The 18984-nt window shown below is 63.6% G+C and carries 18 protein-coding genes and 1 tRNA gene; 7 read left to right on the plus strand and 12 right to left on the minus strand.

The window, feature by feature from the left end; translation table 11 throughout:
* Both ACIQ17_RS18615 and ACIQ17_RS18620 read right to left on the minus strand, forming a co-directional pair.
* On the minus strand, window positions 1-573 hold a 573-nt coding region (locus ACIQ17_RS18615), incomplete at its 3' end, for an LLM class flavin-dependent oxidoreductase (protein WP_398470549.1).
* Between the two features lie 265 nt (window positions 574-838).
* A complete protein-coding gene (locus ACIQ17_RS18620; protein WP_398470550.1) occupies window positions 839-1069 on the minus strand; it encodes a hypothetical protein in 231 nt (76 codons plus the stop codon).
* Between the two features lie 355 nt (window positions 1070-1424).
* Between ACIQ17_RS18620 and ACIQ17_RS18625 the strand changes: the two genes are divergently transcribed.
* Entirely contained in the window at window positions 1425-1655 is a 231-nt protein-coding gene (locus tag ACIQ17_RS18625; protein ID WP_398470551.1) for a BrnA antitoxin family protein, read from the plus strand.
* Window positions 1656-1682: 27 nt separating this feature from the next.
* On the opposite strand, the gene ACIQ17_RS18630 is transcribed toward ACIQ17_RS18625, so the two are convergent.
* The 5 genes from ACIQ17_RS18630 to ACIQ17_RS18650 all read right to left on the minus strand — a co-directional run bounded on the left by ACIQ17_RS18630 (window position 1683) and on the right by ACIQ17_RS18650 (window position 5953).
* Window positions 1683-3113, minus strand: coding sequence for a caspase family protein (locus ACIQ17_RS18630; RefSeq protein WP_398470552.1), 1431 nt, complete (start codon window positions 3111-3113; stop codon window positions 1683-1685).
* 118 nt (window positions 3114-3231) lie between these two features.
* Window positions 3232-4113, minus strand: a complete 882-nt coding sequence (locus ACIQ17_RS18635) for a DMT family transporter (RefSeq protein WP_398470553.1) — start codon at window positions 4111-4113, stop codon at window positions 3232-3234.
* Window positions 4114-4324: 211 nt separating this feature from the next.
* Window positions 4325-4822, minus strand: coding sequence for a hypothetical protein (locus tag ACIQ17_RS18640; RefSeq protein WP_398470554.1), 498 nt, complete (start codon window positions 4820-4822; stop codon window positions 4325-4327).
* Window positions 4823-4844: 22 nt separating this feature from the next.
* Window positions 4845-5204 carry a hypothetical protein gene (locus ACIQ17_RS18645; protein ID WP_398470555.1) on the minus strand — a complete coding sequence of 120 codons (360 nt, stop codon included), beginning with the start codon at window positions 5202-5204 and terminating at the stop codon, window positions 4845-4847.
* A 161-nt stretch (window positions 5205-5365) separates the two neighbouring features.
* Entirely contained in the window at window positions 5366-5953 is a 588-nt protein-coding gene (locus tag ACIQ17_RS18650; RefSeq protein ID WP_398470556.1) for a formyltransferase family protein, read from the minus strand.
* 368 nt (window positions 5954-6321) lie between these two features.
* Here ACIQ17_RS18650 and ACIQ17_RS18655 point away from each other — a divergent pair, with 368 nt between their 5' ends.
* The 5 genes from ACIQ17_RS18655 to ACIQ17_RS18675 all read left to right on the plus strand — a co-directional run bounded on the left by ACIQ17_RS18655 (window position 6322) and on the right by ACIQ17_RS18675 (window position 11721).
* Entirely contained in the window at window positions 6322-8634 is a 2313-nt protein-coding gene (locus tag ACIQ17_RS18655; RefSeq protein WP_398470557.1) for a TonB-dependent receptor, read from the plus strand.
* 139 nt (window positions 8635-8773) lie between these two features.
* A complete protein-coding gene (locus ACIQ17_RS18660; protein ID WP_398470558.1) occupies window positions 8774-9508 on the plus strand; it encodes a cobalt ABC transporter substrate-binding protein in 735 nt (244 codons plus the stop codon).
* A complete protein-coding gene (locus ACIQ17_RS18665) occupies window positions 9505-9786 on the plus strand; it encodes a DUF3649 domain-containing protein (protein ID WP_398470559.1) in 282 nt (93 codons plus the stop codon). The genes ACIQ17_RS18660 and ACIQ17_RS18665 overlap by 4 nt, the downstream gene beginning before the upstream one ends.
* Window positions 9787-9799: 13 nt before the next feature.
* A complete protein-coding gene (locus ACIQ17_RS18670) occupies window positions 9800-11428 on the plus strand; it encodes a PepSY-associated TM helix domain-containing protein (RefSeq protein WP_398470560.1) in 1629 nt (542 codons plus the stop codon).
* On the plus strand, window positions 11425-11721 hold the full coding sequence (locus ACIQ17_RS18675) for a DUF3325 domain-containing protein (protein ID WP_398470561.1): 297 nt from the start codon (window positions 11425-11427) through the stop codon (window positions 11719-11721). Before ACIQ17_RS18670 ends, ACIQ17_RS18675 begins: the two co-directional genes overlap by 4 nt.
* Window positions 11722-11774: 53 nt before the next feature.
* Here ACIQ17_RS18675 and ACIQ17_RS18680 read toward each other — a convergent pair.
* The 3 genes from ACIQ17_RS18680 to ACIQ17_RS18690 form a co-directional block, all read right to left on the minus strand.
* Window positions 11775-11849 (minus strand) — tRNA-Lys (locus tag ACIQ17_RS18680).
* A gap of 188 nt (window positions 11850-12037) precedes the next feature.
* Window positions 12038-14707, minus strand: coding sequence for a glycosyltransferase (locus ACIQ17_RS18685; RefSeq protein WP_398470562.1), 2670 nt, complete (start codon window positions 14705-14707; stop codon window positions 12038-12040).
* 194 nt (window positions 14708-14901) lie between these two features.
* Window positions 14902-15477: a beta-1-3, beta-1-6-glucan biosynthesis protein gene (locus ACIQ17_RS18690; protein ID WP_398470563.1), complete on the minus strand. Its 576-nt coding sequence runs from the start codon at window positions 15475-15477 to the stop codon at window positions 14902-14904.
* 306 nt (window positions 15478-15783) lie between these two features.
* Between ACIQ17_RS18690 and ACIQ17_RS18695 the strand changes: the two genes are divergently transcribed.
* The gene (locus ACIQ17_RS18695; RefSeq protein ID WP_398470564.1) at window positions 15784-17346 is read left to right on the plus strand and encodes a beta-(1-6) glucans synthase; all 1563 of its coding nucleotides are present in this window, start codon (window positions 15784-15786) and stop codon (window positions 17344-17346) included.
* On the opposite strand, the gene ACIQ17_RS18700 is transcribed toward ACIQ17_RS18695, so the two are convergent.
* Complete coding sequence (locus ACIQ17_RS18700; protein ID WP_398470565.1) at window positions 17306-17686, minus strand: hypothetical protein; 381 nt, start codon at window positions 17684-17686, stop codon at window positions 17306-17308. The genes ACIQ17_RS18695 and ACIQ17_RS18700 overlap by 41 nt on opposite strands.
* Window positions 17687-17803: 117 nt before the next feature.
* A partial coding sequence (locus ACIQ17_RS18705) for a hypothetical protein (protein WP_398470566.1) occupies window positions 17804-18984 on the minus strand: 1181 nt, incomplete at its 5' end.

An 18984-nucleotide genomic window follows, 5' to 3' on the forward strand; every position in this document is an offset into this window, starting at 1 on the left:
CGTGTCGGAGCCCTTGCTTAAACCGGCCACGGCGATGGGCGGATGCGGCGCCTGGATCGGCTTGATGTGCGGCTTGAGAAAGTCGAACATGACGTCCGGCTTGGTCACCGTCCAGTATTTGCCGGTATGCGTCCACGGCGCATCGTCGGTCCATAGTTTCAGGATGATCTCGAGTGCCTCGCGCGTCATGTCGCGGTTCTGGCCAGACATGCCATCGACATTGAACATCGCCCAGTCGCTCGGCAGGCCCGATGCGGCTACGCCGAAATTCAAGCGGCCTTCCGACAGGTGATCGAGCATGGCGACGCGATTGGCGAGTTCGGCGGGATGGTGATAGGGCAGCAGGAAGCCGCCGGGGCCGAGGCGGATGTTCTTGGTCTGCAGGAATGCCTGCGCGAGCAGGAGGTCGGGCGAGGGATGGGGTTCCCACGGTGCAGTGTGATGCTCGCCGATCCAGGCTTCCTGATAGCCGAGTTCATCGGCCCAGCGGATCACCTGCAGATCCCAGTCATGCCCTTCCTTCAATCCGCACTCCGGCGGATGCGATGGCATGGTAAAATATCCAATCTTCATGGCTGCTTCCTCTCCAATCGGTTGAGACGATCTGACGCGTCTTGCGCGCGTTCATGGAGAAGGGAGCAAGCGGTGTGCCAGCGCAGCTAGTGCGGAACGCTGCGGGAAACAGGCCTATTACATGGTGTGTTCGAGCTGATGCGCGGCTCGATCACGCCTGCGATCTCAAAAATGAGAATCCTCGATCTCGGATATGAGACCGAGCAACGCCATTGGGACACGTTGCGTCGCGCGGCAGCCGTGTCGGTTTGGCATTGTTGCGCAATCAGCTGCACGCGATCTTCTTGACCGTATGGTTCGTCACAAAGCCGTAGCCGCAGGTGTCGCAGGTCCAGAGATGGCTGACGACGTTGTCGGCAAGAAACGCCGAGGACTCCGCTGCAATCATGCTGTCGGCACAGACCGGGCAGGTCGGAAGATCGACAGCGCGCGGTGTCGTGACCGACGTCGTCTGATGGGATGTTGTGGTCGTGCGGATTTCAGCAGAAGCTGCCATCGTGACCTCCTTCACCATCTGGGTTGACCCGTAAGTAGACTATCCTGATTTGTCGGACCTGAACCGATTTGTTTGACCCCATCGCAACACAAATGCGTTGATCTGGTGATATTCCAGTCGCGCTTTTGCGATGCAGCGACGCTCGGGATTGTGCAATGCGCGCCGCTGCGTCGCAGCGCCGAGCTTGCAATGTGTAACATTGGAATCTGCACGTTGTGTAACCGACCGGGGCAGGCGCGACGATACGCCCATTGCAGCGACGAAGCGGCTGCCTAGCGGTGTCTTACCGGCTGGCAATTGTGCGGGCCTTGTCCTAGCTCTCGGGGAGCATCACGCCTTGCAAGGATTCGCAGCCATGGCCCAGACACCACGCCGCCCCAAGGACGCCCGCAGCGAGGCCGAGGCGGCCTTCAAGAAGGCGACGGCTCCTGTAGTCGAGGCGCCGGTCAAAAAGGTCGCTGTTCCGGGCGTCCGCGAACTGATGTCGCTGCGGATTGATCAGGACGTGCTCGAATATTTCCAGGAAGGCGGTCCCGGCTGGCAGGACCGGATCAATGACGCATTGCGTAAGGCCGCGGGCAAGTAGCTCCGCGGCCCCGGGCGTCTCGCTGCATCAGCGATTGAGGAAGCCGCCCACGACGCCGCCGATGAAACGGCCCGGCAAAGCGGGGTCGACAGCCGGCGCCGGGGCGGCCTGACGGCGGGCGGCGGGCGGCGGCGCTTCATCGAACGTCTGCTGCACCTGACGGCGTTGCACCGGCTTCGGCGCGGGTGCCGGCTCCTCTGCCAGGGTGACGGGCTCTGCAAGCAGGGCCGTGTGCTGCACCTTGTTGAGATAGCCCGAGGTCGGGTAGCCGCGCGCCGCCTGCCAGCGGGTGATCACGCCACGGGTTCCGGCATCGAAGGTGCCGGTGGCCTTGGTGTCGAAGCCGAGGCCGTTGAGGCGGCGTTGGACGTCACGGCGTTTCGCCTGGTTGAGACCGATCTTGTCTTCAGTGAGCTGGCTGGCCTGTTCGGTGAACGCAGCCTTGTCGACGCCCGGCGTCGCCGTGCGCGGCGCCGTAGCGGCCTCCTGCAGCGCTGCAATGCGGGCGAGGGCGAGCGGCTTGAACTGACCGTTCGGATACATGGTGATGTAGGCGTTGAGTTCCTCGGGGCGATTGCTGTCCTTGATCGAGCGCCAGAATTCCAGCTCCACATCGGAGCCGGCCACGGCGGTTGCCGGCATGGTGGCGGTCGGGGTGGCGGCAGCCACCTGGACCTGCGTCTGCACATCCGGATTGAGATAGACGGCTCCGATCAGATTGGTGTGGCCCCAGGGCAGCTGGCCCTTGTTGGTTTCATCCTGCACCTGCGCGCGGACCTTCGTCATGGCCTGCTGGATCTCGGCGCCGGGCGCGGTGATGTTGGTGAGCAATGCGCGGGTGAACGGGCTGTTGCCGCCGCTCTTGCCATCGAGCGCGGTCTGGCCCGGGCTGGTGGCAAAGGCGATCAGCGTGCCTTCGCCCGACTTCATTTCGGCCAGACCCGACGATACCGCCACGCTGCGCGTTGCCGTGCCGCTTGAGCGGATTTTTGCAGCGAACGGATTGTCGCGGCAGGCGTCGAGGAACACCAGCTTGACCTTGGCGTCGCCCATGGTCTGTTCCAGCGTGGTCTCGACATTGATGGCGGCGCCGAGCTTGACGTCCATCTCGGATTTCAGATTGGCGTCGATGGGCAGAAGGTAGTTGATGTTGTTCACCGAGATGCCATGCCCGGCATAGAAGAACAGGGCGACATCGGCGCCCTGCGCCTTGCGGCCGAATTCGAGCAGCCGCTCGGTCATGCCGTCGCGTGTCAGATTGGAACCTTCGATCACCTCGAAGCCGACATTGCGGAGCGTGCTCGCCATCGCCTTGGCGTCGATCGGCGGGTTCGGCAGCGGATCGACATTCTTGTAGGCGCCGTTACCGACCACGAATGCGACGCGCTTGTCGGCGAGCGCCGCATCGGCGCTGAAAAAGACGGACAGCGCAGACAAGGCGAATACGAGCTGGCGCACGGCAAATCTCCCCCATCGAATCCGGTCGGATGACCGATTGGCGACGGACAAAATAGCAACTACCCGCAACCGCCAAAATGACGGGACGCGCACTATGCGAATAAAATCGGACCGGAACTCAGCTGCTGGCCGCGGCGGGACGCGGGGCGGGACTGCGCAGGTTCAGCGTATTGCCTGCGAGGATCAACGCGGCACCGAGCAGCGTGAACATGTCGAGGCGTTCAGAGTATAGTAACCATCCGATGGCGGCGCTCAGCGGCACGCGCAGGAAGTCCATCGGCACCACCACCGTGGCATCGGCATAGAGCATCGCGCGCGCCATGCAGAAGTGCGAGAAGGTGCCACAGAAGCCGACAATGACCAGCCAGAACCACACATAGGCCGATGGCCACTGCCAGGTGGCGATGGCAGGCACGATCCCGGCGATCGACTGGACGACGATCATCCAGAAGATGATCTTGAGCGCGCTGTCGGTGCGCGTCAGCGACTTGATCAGCGTGATGGAAATACCGAAGCCGAAAGCCGAGGCAAGCGACACCAGTTGCCCGACATTGATCTCGCCGGCGGTCGGGCGGACGATGACCACGACGCCGATGAGGCCGAGCACGATGGCGACGATCTTCAGCAACGTCATGCGTTCACCGAGAAAGATCGCAGCCATGATGGCGATCCAGATCGGCATGGTGAATTCGATGGAGACCAGCTGACTGAGCGGGATCAGCGTCAGCGCGTAGAACCAGCCGAGCTGCGAAGCATAGTGGACGAGGTTACGCGTGACATGCGCGACCGGCCGTGCCGTCGCCATCGTTCTGAATCCGCCATTCAGCAGAATGATAGGCGTCAGGAAGACGAAGCCGAACAGCGAGCGGATTTCCATCACCTGAAAGACGTTGAGGTCGCGCAAGGTTTCGCGTCCGCCGATTGCGACGAACAGCATCAGCAACAGCCAGCCGGACATCCAGAGCGCGGCGCGAAGTGTCGACGGAGGGTGGGCGGTCATGGACGCGGGCGGTGTCCTGCTGGGCATGTGCCGTTATGGCCGGCGTTACCTCTGTGGCAGGCTGTATCGACGAGGGCGATGCTTGGCAATGGACGGAATTGCAGCGGCAGCGATGCGAAACAGGAGGGCGGATGCAGCACGGCACTCCCGCGAAAAACAAAACCCCGGCCGCGTGGCGACCGGGGTCCGTTAGGCAGATGAGCTGATCCGCTTAGCTGCGGTTCAGCGTGATGTTCACGCCCTTGAACTGACCGTCGGAGGAAATCGACACGGCCTGCTTGTTGCCGGTGGTGGTCAGGGTCAGTTTGGCGTCGAAGCCCGGCGCGGAGACATTGACGTTGAACTTGCCGGCGCTGGAGGTGCCCTGCAATTCGCCGCTGACATTGCGGGTGGTCTCTGACCACTGGCCGGTCAGCGTGTTGCCGTTCGCCTTCACATTGCTCTTCAGCTCGAACTTGTAGCTGTCGCTGGCGCAGAGCAGGGACTGGTTGAGGCCATTGCCATCGCCGGACACGGCATAGGTTGCCTTGCAGCGGATGCGCTCCTTGGAGCCGTCGTCGAGCGAGATGTTGCCCTGGCCGGACCATACACCGGCCATCCCCGCGAACGGCGCGGACTGGGCGAAGGCCGCGAGCGACGGCACTGCGAGGGCAGCAGCGACGACGGCGGTCCGGGCAAGGGCGCGCGGAGAGATCGAGACGACTTTCATAGAAGGCTTTCCTGGCTGCGGGTTATTGACGAGAAGCTTCCCAGCGCCCGCTGCAGGGGACGCCGTTCGAGGCGCCATTCCATTTGCCGGAGCCGGCATTGCCGGTGAGCTGGCCGTTTGCGAAGGCAGGGCCGATCGCGACGCGGACGACGCCCGATGTGGCAATCTTGCCGGAGACTTCGGCACCGGGAGCAGACACCCGGCCATCAGTCACCGTCAGCGGATAGCTGGCCGTGCGGTCGCAACTTCCAGATTGCGTGAAAATGGTGACGTTCCAAAGACCATCATAGGGATGCTGGGCGGACGCAGGGGCAGTGGCGGCAAGCGTGGCACCGGCCAGCAACGAGACGGACAGGAACACGCGCATGCGGTCGAAACGCATTGAATCAAATCCTCGATGTTGTGATGGGCTGCCTTATTGGAGCTTAATGTGTCCAAAGTTTGTGCGGTGCGCAGTGAGCCCATAACACCTATGTCGCTGCAACGCACATCCCCCCGGATTGTTCCAGGGGGGCAGGTAATATTTCCATCCAGTTCGCGAGATCAGTTGAGCTTGGGCGCCTTGGTTGCGAATTGCTCGTCCTGGTATGTGGCTGGCAAGCTATTGTTTTTGATCGCATAATCGACGACCTCGCCGAGCAGCTTGTAGCCGAGCGGGGCGAGGGCGCGTTCCCACAATTCGCGGGCGGTTTCGCCCTTTTTCACGAAACAAAATTCCTGTGCGGCAATGGCGCCGCCGTCCATGACATCGGCGAGATGATAGATGGTGCCGCCGGCGATCGGGTCGCCTTCCTTGATTGTCCACTCCACCGCGGCGATTCCCCGGTGCCGTGGCAGTAGGGACGGGTGATAACCGATGCCGCCGAGCCTGGCCTTGTCCAGGGCGTCCTGGCCGATGCGGGCGTGGCTGTGGGCTGTGATGATGAGGTCGGTGCCGTCCGCGATCTCGGAGGCGACGACCAGCTTGGGGTTGGCCTGCACGGTAACCGGGATGCCAGCAGCCTTGGCGGCAGCGGCGAGGCGATCCTCGGCATCGGCAACGACGATGCTGATGATCTCGACCTTGTGGCTCTTCAACATATCGAGGGTCGTGACGCCGAAGTGACGGGAGCCGACAAGGGTAATCCGCATTGCAATCTGTCCGATGATCTGAGGCTGAAGACTAAAGGCAGGTCATGGCAGGCTTTTCGCCATCAGCGCAAGATCAATATGTGAGCCATCCTCAGGTCGGACGTCGACGGGAACAGGCAACGGGATGCCCCGTCTCGGCTATCGCTCCGAGCGTTAGATCCGCGATTCCGGAGAGCCCGCTCGACTGTCACAGCCAGAGAATTGGGGTGTCCAAGAGGCGTCGCACAACCGTGCGGTCGCGCAACGCTAAAACTACAGGCGTTTGCGGAGTTATGCGTAGAACGTTGATCTATTCTAAAACCGTTTCGTTGCTTGCAATCGTCAAACTCCCTAGTCAGGCCGGGAATAAGTCAACTTAGGGGCGTTTCGTGAGCATTTTGAAGAGTTACAGGACCCAGTTGTGTCTTGGCGTGGCGACGGGGGTCGTTTCGCTTTGCCTGACTGGTGTTGGCGCGTCGTCGAGCCATGCGCAGAGCGCGCAGCCGAGCGTGTTGCCGCCAGTGTCCGTGGATGCTCCGCAGCAGCGTGCCCGCCCAACGCGCGCGACGCGTACGCGTACCGCGCCGCAGCGCGCAACCCGCGTCGCCCCCCGTCAGCCCGTTGACCAGCAACCGGTCGCTCCGACCTCGACGCTCGGATCGACCCGCACCATTGGCGCACCGGTGCCGGCTTATGCGGGTGGTCAGGTTGCTACGGGCGGTACGCTCGGTCTGCTCGGCAGCCAGAGCGCGATGAACGTGCCCTTCAGCACCGTGAACTACACCGCGCAGCTGATCGAGAACCAGCAGGGCCGCACCGCTGCGGACACGCTGATCAATGACGCGTCCGTGCGCGCGACCACCGGCGCCAACGGCTTCAGCGACGAGTTCACGATCCGCGGTCTGACCGTCGGCTCCGGCGACGTCGGCCTGAACGGCCTGTACGGCCTGGTGTCCTCCAGCCGCGTGCCGTCGCAGATCATCGAGCGCATCGACGTCCTGAAGGGACCGGGCGCCCTGATCAACGGCATGGCACCGGGCGGCAGCGCGGGCGGCGGCATCAACATCACCACCAAGCGCGCGGGCGAGGTGCCTTTCGCGCGCCTGACGCCGTTCTTCATGAGCGCCGGCAATTACGGCCTGCATCTGGAAACCAGCCAGCGTTACGGCGACAACAAGGAATGGGGCGTCCGCTTCAACGGCGTCGCGCGCAATGGTGAAGCCACCATCGATGGCGGCAACTGGCGTTCCGGTCTTGGTGCGCTCGGGATCGACTATCGCGGCGAGCGCCTGCGCTGGACCGTCGATGCCATCTCGCAGAACGACGACACCCGCAACTTCCGCCCGCAGATCAACATCAATGCAAACGTGCCGTTCATCCCGGCTCCGCCTGATGCGCGCGGCAACTGGTATCCGGGCACATCTCTCAAGCAGCGCGACAACACCATCGCGTCGGCTCTCGAATATGACCTGACCGACTCGCTGACGGCCTATGCCGGCATCGGCTATCGCGACGGTCTGAACGAACAGTCGTTCCCTGACTCGCGCCCGGCCGGTTTCCCTGGCGGCGTGGACCAGTTCGGCAACTTCCAGACCTTCGATGCCTATTACGACTCCTACAGCAAGACGGTCAGCGGCAATGTTGGCCTGCGCTCGAAGTTCAACACCGGCGCCATCAGCCACGCAGTGAATGTCGCCTATACCGGCTACAATCAGGAAAACGGCAACGCCTATGTGTCCAACTCGGCGGCGCAGTCGGTGCCGTCGAATATCTACAATCCGTCGGCCATCCCTCCGGTCACCGGTGTTCGCAACTTGCCGAACAAGGCTGCCGATGTGACGCTGCAGAGCGTCGCGGTCTCCGACACGCTGTCGGTTCTGGATGAGCGCGTGCTGCTCACCATTGGTGCCCGCCACCAGATGGTGAAGCAGGACAGCTTCAGCACCGTCACGGGGGCGCTCACCGGTGGCTACGATGCGGCTGCAACGTCGCCGATGGCCGGCCTCGTGATCAAGCCGATGCACAATGTCTCGCTCTACGCGAACTATGCAGAAGGTCTGAGCCAGGGCACCGTGATCGGTGCCGGCTTCGCCAATGCCGGCCAGGTGCTTGCGCCGTTCAAGTCGAAGCAGCAGGAAGCGGGCGTCAAGGTTGACTGGGGCACGATCACGACCACGGCTGCGGTGTTCCAGATCATGCGTCCCAGCCTTATCACCAATGCCCTCAACGAGCGCGTTTATGACGGCCAGCAGCGCAATCGCGGCGTCGAGTTCAACGCCTATGGTCTGATCGCACCCGGCCTGCGCGGTCTGGCCAGCGTCAGCTATATCAAGCCTGAACTGACCAACCCGGCCGTTGCGGCCCAGCGCGGCAACGATGCCGCCGGCATCCCGAACTGGACGGCCTCGGCCGGCCTCGATTGGGATACGCCGTGGGTCTACGGCCTCTCGCTCAACGGCCGCGTGATCTACACCGGTGGCTCCTATCTCACCACCGCCAACCTGCCGAACCAGCGCTTCTCTGACTGGACCCGTCTGGACATCGGCGCGCGCTACACCACCACCGCGCTCACCGGCAAGCCTGTCACGTTCCGCGCCAATATCGAGAACGTCACCGGCGAGAACTACTGGATCACCAGCGGCGGCTTCCAGACCGTTGGCAATCCGCGCACCTACATCGTTTCGGCTGCCTTCGATTTCTGATCGCAAGCAGCATGATCGCAGAAGCCGTCGGGCAATTGGACAGCTTCTGATCGTGTAACGCCATGAACATCGCCGGGGCCGCTTGCGGCCCCGGCGCTCATCGTTTCAATCTGCCACATCGTAATTCGAGGTGCCCGTCATGACGAAGCTTGCTCTTGCCGCCATCGCTCTGCTTGCAACCGCCACCACCGCGCAGGCGCACCAGATCTGGATCGAACAGGCCGACGGCCAGAACGCGGTCGTGCGCTTCGGCGAGTTCGGCGAAAACCTTCGCGAGGCATCGCCGGGCCTGCTCGACAAATTCGCCAAGGTCACCGGCACGCTGATCGCAACCAAGGGCGAGCAGAAGTCGGACGCGACCAAGACGGCGGGTGGTTTCACGCTGCCTTTCAAGGCTGCGTCGGGCGACAGCATCGTGGCCGAGGACGCGAGCTATCCGCTGTATCAGTCCAAGCAGCAGGACAAGCCGATCACCGGCTGGTACTACCCGGCGGCGCGCTTCATCACGGGCTTTGCTGCGCAGAAGCCGAAGCTCGTGCTCGATCTCGTCCCGACCGGGCAGGACGGCGAATTCAAGCTGTTCTTCAAGGATCAGCCCAAGGCCAAGACCAAGGTCACGCTGGTGACGCAATCCGGCTGGTCCAAGGAGGCCAACACGGACGAGCAGGGCGTGGTGAAGTTCGACATGCCCTGGAAGGGCACCTATGTGGCCGAAGTCAGTTTCAACGATCGCACGGCGGGCGAGCGTGCCGGCGCCAATGGCGCCGAGAAATATGACAGCGTCAGCTATGCCACCACGTTGACCTATGTGAATGCCAACGGTCTGTCGCCGCTGCCAGCGGGCCCGGCGGCCACGCCGTCTCCGGCAAAATGAACGTTCTTGTTCATCGGGTCCTGGCCACTGGCCCGCTCGTCTCGCGCATCGTCGCCGCACTGTTCGGCGGCTATGCGCTGGCGGCGCTGAGCAGTGTCGCCGTGCTGGCTTTGCCGATGAACAAGGTGCAGGCCGTGATCACCGGCCAGCTGGCGAGTTTCCTCGTTTATGCCGGTGCGGTCATCTGGGTGTTCGCCGTGCGCAGCGCATTGAAGGCGTGGATGGGTCTGATCATTGTCGCCGTGCCATTGGGGCTGGCGGCGTGGTCGGTGTCCTGACGAGGTCTGGTTCATGACAACCGAAAGCGATCAGAACAGCGCGGGCCGTGGCATCCGGCAGAGCATGTCGGATCTGCACACCTGGGTCGGCCTTCTGCTCGGCTGGGTGCTCTATGCGATGTTCCTGACCGGGACGGTGTCCTATTTCAAGGACGAGTTGTCGCAATGGGCGCGGCCCGAACTGGCGCGTCTCGCCGAGCGTCCCGATGCCGCCGTCGTCGCGCAGCGTGTCGCGGACGGGTTCGAGAAGATCGCGCCGGGAACGTCGCAATGGAGTGTTCGTCTGCCCGACGATCGCAACAACAGCGCCTATGCCTTCTGGCGTACGGCGCCACGCGAGCCCGGCCAGCGCGGCTTCGCGGAGGCGCATTTCGATCCCGCCACAGGCGAGCGTGTGAATGCGCGTGACACGCTGGGCGGGGAATTCTTCTTCCGCTTCCATTTCCAGTTCCACTACATGCCGGTGGTCTGGGGCAGATGGCTCGCCGGCATCGCCGCGATGTTCATGCTGGTCGCGATCATCAGCGGCGTCATCACGCACAAGAAGATCTTCGTCGATTTCTTCACTTTCCGCTGGGGCAAGGGTCAGCGATCCTGGCTCGACGCGCACAACGCGCTGTCGGTGTTCGGCCTGCCGTTTCACGCCATGATCACTTACACCGGCCTCGTGACGCTGATGGCGATGTATATGCCATGGGGCGGGCAGGTGGCGATCAAGGCGCCGGCCGAACGCCAGCAGATGCAGGCGGAGCTCAGCGCCTTCACGCAGTCGGGCAAGCCCACCGGCCAGAAGGTCCCGCTGGCCTCCGTCGAGACCATGGTGCGGCAGGCGCAGGAGCGTTGGGGCCACGACAATATCGGTCGCGTCAATGTCTCGCATCCCGGCGATGCTGCTGCCCGCGTGGTGGTGACGCGCGGCGATCCCGGACGCGTCTCCATGAGCCCGCAATATATGGAATTCGAGGGCACCACCGGAAAGCTGCTGTCGGTCCGCGATCAGGTGGGCGGCGCGGCTGAAACGCGCGGCGTCCTCTATGCGCTGCATCTCGGACGCTTCAGCGACACCGTTACGCGCTGGCTGTATTTCCTCGTCAGTTTCACCGGCACGGCGATGGTAGGCACCGGCCTCGTGATGTGGACGGTGAAGCGGCGCCAGAAGCTGCCTGATCCGCAGCGTCCGTATTTCGGCTTCCGCCTCGTCGAGCGGCTGAACATTGCGAGCATCGCCGGCCTGTCCATCGCCATGACCGCGTTCATGTGGGGCAACCGCCTGCTGCCGACCACGCTGGCCGGCCGCTCGAACTGGGAAGTCGACCTGTTCTTCATCGTCTGGGGAGCGACGCTGCTGCATGCGGTGCTTCGGCCGGCCAAGGCCGCCTGGATCGAGCAGCTATGGACGGCAGCGGCGCTGCTGGCCTTGCTGCCCATCCTCAATGCCGTCACCACGCAGCGTCCGCTCTGGCATAGCCTTGCGCAAGGCGACTGGATTTTTGCCGGTATCGACCTGATGTGCTGGGTCCTGGCTGCGCTGCATGTCGTACTGGCGCTGCGCACCGCGCGACATCAGGTCAGAGTGCCGGCCAAGCGCAAGGCGGAGCGACGGGCCGCGATGGCTGCTGCATCCAGCGGAGCGGCGGAATGAGCCATCTCCTTGCGTTCATGTTGAGCTTCGCCGGCTTCGCCGCGCTGGCCTGCGCCACGCAGCGCCAGCAGCGTGACCTGTTCGGCAAGGCGCTCAAACCCGCCACGACACGCATGCTGCGCCTCGCCGGCTCAGCGGCGCTGTTGGCGGCTCTGGGTGTTCTGGTCTCCCAGCGCGGCTGGGGCCTTGGCCTCGTGATGTTCAGCGGGCATACGAGCCTGGCGGCTGGTATCTTCGTCTGTGTCCTGATCGCCTACGGGCGGGCACAAGGCCCGCGGCTTCGGCACCGGTAATCCAGCTGCCGGAGAGGGCCGAGATGAATCCGTCTTGCAGATCAGGAATTTGATGGTGGGCGGGATGGGGATCGAACCCATGACCAGTCGATTAAAAGTCGAATGCTCTACCGCTGAGCTACCCGCCCGAAAGATGCCGATTCAGTCAGCCTTGCCGGAAACACCGGCTCCATGGGAGCGCGGACGGCCGGTCGGCCACGGCCGCGATGGAAGCCGCAATGCAGCGTATCGCGTTGACCGGCTGTGTAAAAGGCGGGCTCGCCGGGGTCAAGGGCGAGGCCGCGGATTGTGGACATGAACTGTCCGGCGAAAGCGGTCAGCGCGCCTCGCGCTGGGCTTCCGGCCGGTTCATGTCGAGCTGGGGCATCCGCACGGCGCGGATTCCGATCAGCTCTGCGGTGCGGATCGTGGTGTCGGTCCACCATTTGAACTGGTTGGCACGGGAGTTTTCCAGAATCGCGATCGCCACGGCCGACAGGAACGGCAGGCTCTGCAGGATCAGCACCCCGGCGAAGATGTAGATCTCCGTGACCTGCTTGTCGCTATTGGCAAACACCAGCACGCCGGCGCTGATCCAGAGCAGCACGCCGATCACGGCCTCCCAGAACGCCTGGAATTCGATCGAGCTGCGCGACTTGCCACCCTTCGAGGTCACCGTGAAGGGCAGGTGGTCCTTGATCAGGCCGTCGGCCACGGCGCGCGACACTGTCCATTGCACCGACATGGCGGCGATCATGGCGCCGAGCATCTGCCACAGGCCGATCTTCACGCGCAGGCGGTAGAGGATCAGGAAGTGCGCCAGCGAGACCACGAAGGAGACGATGATCGGCAGCGTCAGGATGGTGTCGGGAATCGAGATGTCTGCGAAGGCGATGATCGGCACCCAGATGATGTTCAGGATGGCCACCACGACGCCGAGGCTCTCGGCGCCGAGCCAGTTCAGCCAGCCGATGCCGAATTCGCGCTTCTGCTCCTGCGACATGCGGCTCGCACCCGGCAGGAAGCGGCGCCAGTGCTTCTTGATGATCTGGAAGCCGCCATAGGCCCAGCGATGGCGCTGCTTGCGGAAGGCCTCGTAGGTGTCCGGCAGAACGCCATAGCCAAAGCGCTCGCGGGTGTAATGCGTCAGCCAGCCATGCTGCATGATGGCGAGGCCGAGATCGGAATCCTCGCAGATCGTGTCGCCGGCCCATCCGCCGGCCATGTCCATCGCCTCGCGACGGATGAGGCACATGGTGCCATGGACGATGATGGCATTGGCTTCGTTGCGCTGGACCATGCCGATGTCGAAGAAGCCGGCATATTCGCCGTTCATGATGTAGTGCATCAGCGACGTGTTCTCGTCGCGGTGATCCTGCGGCGCCTGCACGAGGCCGACGCGGGGATCATTGAAGGCCGGCACGAGTGCCTTCAGCCAGTTCGGCGTCACCACATAGTCGGCATCGATGATGCCGATCACCTCGGCATCCGCCGCCGTGCGGTCCATGGCGATCCGCAGGGCGCCGGCCTTGAAGCCTTGCACCTTCTCGGCATTGATGAAGATGAAGCGCTCGCCGAGCATGCGGCAGTGATCCTGGATCGGCTGCCAGTAGGCGGGATCCGGGGTGTTGTTGATGATCACCACGCATTCGAAATTCGGGTAATCCAGCGCCGCCACCGCATCCAGCGTCAGCTTCAGCATCTCCGGCTGTTCGCGATAGGCCGGGATATGGATCGACACTTTCGGATATTTCTTTTCGGCATCGGCCGCCGCGAGCAGGGCCGCGCTGCGTTCGGGCGTCAGCAGGCGGAGCGGCTTCTGGCCGAAGGCGATGGCCGCGATTTCCTCGATACGCGCCAGCGCGATCAGGATCAGCGGGATCAGCAGGATGCAGCCAAGGGTCAGGGCGAAGGCCGAGCCCCAGACGAAATAGTGCGTCTGCTGATAGGCGAAGATGTGCGCCGCCCATGCCCCGACGGCATTGGCCGCGATCGACAGCACCAGCGCCTGCATGGCGGTGGGAGCGACGAGCTGCAGGATCGGCAGCGACAGCAGGATGCCGACGAGGAGGGCAAGGCCGGCATTCTTCCAGTAGGCCGGATTCACGATCGGGCCGGTCCAGGCGAATTTCGGCTCGCGATTGGCATCCAGCATGCCCCAATAGGGACCGACGCCGCCTTCGAAGAATTTCCAGGGCTGATCGATGGCTTCGACGATGTTGTAGTCCATGCCGATCGACTCGGCGCGGGTGACGAAGTTGCGGATCACCACGGCCTGCTTGAACGGACCCGGCTCGGCCCGGCGCAGATTGTAACCCTGGCTCGGCCAGCCGAATTCGGCGATGACGATCCGCTTGCCGGGGAAGGTCTCGCGCAGCAGGCCATAGATATAGACGGCCTGGTCGACGGCCTGGGTATCCTGGAAGTTTTCCCAATAGGGCAGGATATGCGCGGCGATGAAATCGACCGAGGAGGCCAGCTGCGGATTGTCGCGCCAGATGTTCCAGATTTCACCGGTGGTGACGGGCACGGTGACCTGGCGCTTCACCTTGCGGATATATTCAATGAGGTCGTCGATCTTGAGTTCGTCGCGATACAGCGTTTCGTTGCCGACGACGACACCGATGACATTCGAGTTCTTCTTGGCCAGATCGACGGCGGATACGATCTCGCGCTCGTTGCGGTCGGCATTCTTGTCGATCCAGACGCCGAGCGTGACCTTGAGGCCGAATTCATTGGCGATCGCCGGCACGATCTCGACGCCGCCAGTGGACGAATAGAGACGGATTGCCCGCGTCATGGTGGCGAGCTTCTTCAGGTCGGCGCGGACCTTCTCGACGGTCGGGATATTGTCCACGTCCGGATGTGCCGTGCCTTCGAACGGTGCGTAGGACAGGCTCGGAATCATGCCCTTGAAGTCGGGCGCGTCCTGCTTCTCGCGGAGAAGCGCCCAAAGGCCGGCATGAACGGCAGTCACGAGAAGAATAACGGCGACGACAGCGCGCATCGCGTCCAAACCATCACGGGGCGAAGCTAAGCCGGGCTGCGGACCTGTCCCCGAGGTCCGGCCAGTGGCGACGGGCAGATGACATCTGCCACGGAAATCAACTCAGCTGCCGCCATGGCGATTTGAGGGCGGCAGGTCGTTCAAACACGCGAGGGCGCGCTGCTATCTCAAACAGCACGCCCGATCGGCGATTGTTACTTCGGCGCTTCGGCCGGCTTGGCGTCCGGCTTCGCCTCGGGCTGCGGCGCGGCCGGCGCAGCGGGAGCTGCAGGTGCGGGCGCCGGAGGCTGGGTCAGCGCCGCCGGCTGCGGCGTTGCGTTCGGGTTGATCCAGCAGGCATGGACGTGACGGTTCAGGCTGTCGGCAACCTTCGGGTCGATGGCCGGGCCGAATTTCACGAGGCAGCGGAACGTCGCCTGCACATGGCCACCGGGGCAGCCGAACCGGTCATAAAGGTCGAGATGACGAAAAGCGGTGTCGAGATCGTCGCGCCACATCAGCACGACGACGCGGCGGCCGAGCCAGACACATTCAGGATTGCCGGCCGGGCCGTTGATGGCCTGAGTCGCCTCGACGAACTCGTCGGCGCGCTTCTGGCCTTCGCGGGCGACTTCGGCGGGGGTGGGGCCACTGGTCGCAGCCTTCTGCTCCTGGGCGAGAACGGTGCCGACCGGCGCGATCACAGCGCTTGCACCGAGCAGCAAAGCGATTGCTGGCGTGGCCAGACGACGCAGAACCACAGATTGGAACCCGAACACCAGTCGACCCATAAAGTCCCCGATAAAGTTGGCAGTCAGCCCTCTGACGCTGTCGCCAGATGACGTGCAAATGGGTCTCCATTGCGGCGAAGACCTCAAGTGAATCCCATGACGGGTATTTTCAATTTTGTCCAGAACGTCCGAAGTTCGTCTCATTTCCATGGCGTGAGGATGGGACATTCACCGGATCGCTATTTTGGCGCACTTGGCAGAACGGCGGCGACAAGCTAATCGACGGACGTCTTTTGGAGGACGGAACCAATTTCCTACCGTACGCCGCTGGCGCTTCTCCTAATCTCACTCGGTACGATCGCAGCGGTGTGGTGGTGGCTCGCCACGCCTATTGCACTTGTGCGTGCCCCGATCGATCCGGCCGACAAGCTGGAATGCGTGTCCTATGCGCCGTTCCGCGGCGAACAGACCCCGCTGAACTCGACCGCCATCATTCCGGCGGAGCAGATCGCGGCGGACATGGCGCAGCTTGCCCAGATCTCGAAATGCGTGCGCACCTATTCGATCGACAATGGCCTGGACCAGGTGCCGGAGCTGGCGGGCAAAGTCGGGCTCAAGGTGCTGCAGGGCGTCTGGCTTGGCAGCAACCGCCTGAAGAACGCAGCGCAGATCGCGGGCGTGGTCGATCTGACCAAGCGCTATCCGAACGTGATCACCGGCGTCATCGTCGGCAACGAGGTCTTGCTGCGTGGCGAGATGACGGCCGCGGATCTGGTCGCCAATATCCGGTCCACGAAGGCGCAGGTCGGCAAGCTTCCCGTGACCTATGCCGATGTCTGGGAATTCTGGCTGAAGAATCGCGAGCTCTACGACGTCGTCGATTTCGTCACCATCCACATTCTCCCTTATTGGGAGGACATTCCGATTCGCGCCAAGAATGCCGCGACGCATGTCGATTCGATCCGCAAGCGTGTCGCCGTTGCCTTCCCGGGCAAGGAGATCCTGATCGGCGAGACCGGTTGGCCGAGCGCGGGCCGGATGCGCGACGGCGCGCTGCCGTCACGCGACAACCAGGCGAAAGTGGTGTCGGACATCCTTGATCTCGCAAAGCGCGAAGGTTTTCGCGTCAACCTGATCGAGGCCTATGACCAGCCATGGAAGCGCGATCTCGAAGGCACTGTGGGCGGCTATTGGGGTCTCTACGACGCCGACGCGCGCGCGCTGAAATATCCGGCCGGCGTGCCGATCAGCAACTATCCCGCCTGGAAGCTGCATATGGGCCTCGGTCTCGGCCTCAGCGTGCTGGTGTTCCTGACCGGCATGCTGACACTGCGCCGCAAGCCGTGGACGCCGCGTTTCTCGGCCTGGCTGACGGTGGCCGTCTCGGCGACGGTTGCCGGTACGTTACTGGGCGTCGCGGCCGACAAGCTGCTGTATGAGAGCTACAGCATCGGTCGATGGATCCAGTGGGGAGCTTTGCTGGCTGCCGGCATCCTGTCGCCGCTGCTCTGTGCCTATGCGACCATGTCGGGACGCTCGCTGCCGACATTCCTGGAACTGATGGGGCCGCGCCCGTATCTCAACCGCAGCTTCACCACGGTTCTGCTCGGCCTGACCTTGATCGTCACTGCACTCATCGCTGCCCAGACCGCGCTCGGCTTCGTCTTCGATCCGCGCTATCGGGATTTCCCGTTCGCCGCCCTGACCATGGCGGTCGTGCCGTTTGCCGGCCTGATGACGGTGAACCGGCGCGCCGAAGGTGCGCGCCCGATTGCCGAAGCCACCTTTGCTGGTCTGCTGGTGGCTTCGCTGGTCTATATCGGCTTCAACGAGGGGCCGGATAACTGGCAGTCGCTATGGACCTGCGCGATCTATCTGCTGTTCGCGATCACGCTGTGGCGGGCGCGGGCCGCGAAAATCCAAGGATAAGCAGGCCGATCGCGATGCCCGACAGGGCGATGTTGTAGAGCACGATCCCGAAACCGGCGGCGATGACGGCGCCGGTGATCAGCACGATCGACGGACGCAACAGGTTGAGGGTCGCAATCACGATTGCGGCGATGCCAAACACCGAATTCTTGAACAGATAGGTCGCCACCAGCCGGCTCTTGCACAGCATGGTCTGGGAGCCTGCGTCGCAAGCGAGTGCGACAGTGGACATTTCGATGGCCATGTAGCGCAGGTAAACGGCGTAGCCGACGGCCGCGAAGCCGACGACGAGCAACCACTGGACTTCATATGGGCTTAGGCGGAACGGATCTTTTTTCATGGTCCTGACTATGCTGCGGTTCGGGGCGATGAACAAGCCGGCAAGCGGTCGCGTTTGGAGTGTCGCGTAGACATTACCTCAGCTTCCGGCTGCAAGATATTGCCATCACAATTCTTTCTACTCGCGACTGAAGCCGAGTAGCGTGGACAGTGACGGGCTTGGACGTGGCGCCTGCGCCTGTGCTTCTTCCACCGGCCTCGGCAATGGCTGTTCCGACCTTACTTCCGGGGCAGGCGCTGGGGCTGGGGTTGGTTCCGGCTTTGGCGCTGCGCGCCGCTGAGGCGGCCGTTGCGGCTTGGCGGCCGGCGTCGGCGCAGCCGGACGCACGGTTGGGGCAGCCTCGTTCTGCAGAGCCAGACGCTGTCCGTCGAAGACCGAGGTTTCACAAGCGCGCTTGTTCTCCGCCAGGGTGGCGCAGATGCGTGCCGCAGCGGCGGCATCTGTCAGCGGTCCGGCGACGAGACGGAGTTGCATGCCGAGGCCGTTGCTGCGTTCCCGTACGACGATGATCGGGCGCAGGCCGCTCAAGGCCGGCAGCCGCGACTGCCCGCGCCAAAGCGCCCGCAGGCCATCGATGGAATTGGCGGTGCCGAGGTCGACCCCGAATTCGGTCCGGGCGACTGGCGTCGCCACTTCGGCCGTTGCGGGGGCAATGGCGGCCAACAGCACCGGCGGGGCCGGTTCCAGCGCTTTCGGTGCCTCGGGTTGGGTCTCGGCGGTGGAGGTTATGGCGAGTTCGGAGGTGGGCCTGGCGTCGGCCTTCGGCGCTGTCGGTTCGACGGAGGACGCCGTGCTCGGAGCGATCTTGGGGTCGGCAAGCGTCGTCGCCGTCGTGTCGGAGGTGGGGCTGACGAGCGGCTTGGCAGGGATGCTCGGCAAGTCCGCGGGCGCGGCCGTGGTCTTTATGTCCGCCGCCGCCGCGGGCGCAGGCTGGGTCGCCGGTGCGGCGATCTGCGGAGCGGGCTCCCGCGGAGGCGCAAGAGGTGTGAGCTGCCGCGCCTGGATCGATCCGGTGGCCGATTCCAGCCCCTTTTCGACAGAGGTCACCCGTGAGAACAGGCGATCGCGATCGCTGTTCAACGTGTCGATGGCTTGCGACAGGCGGCGATTCTCGGCCTGTGCCTCTCTGGTGAGTTGTTGGATTTGCTGCGCCTGCCGCCCAAGCGCATCCGATGCCGCGAACTGGTCGCGGCGCAGCTGGATCTCGTACTGGCTCGCCAGAACGGCAACCGTGACGGCGCCGACGGCAACAATGCCCCAGGAGCCCAGCCGCCACATCAGGCGCCGGGTTCCCCTAT

Origin of the sequence: Tardiphaga sp. (assembly GCF_044340795.1) — a bacterium.
Classification (GTDB): Bacteria; Pseudomonadota; Alphaproteobacteria; order Rhizobiales; family Xanthobacteraceae; genus Tardiphaga.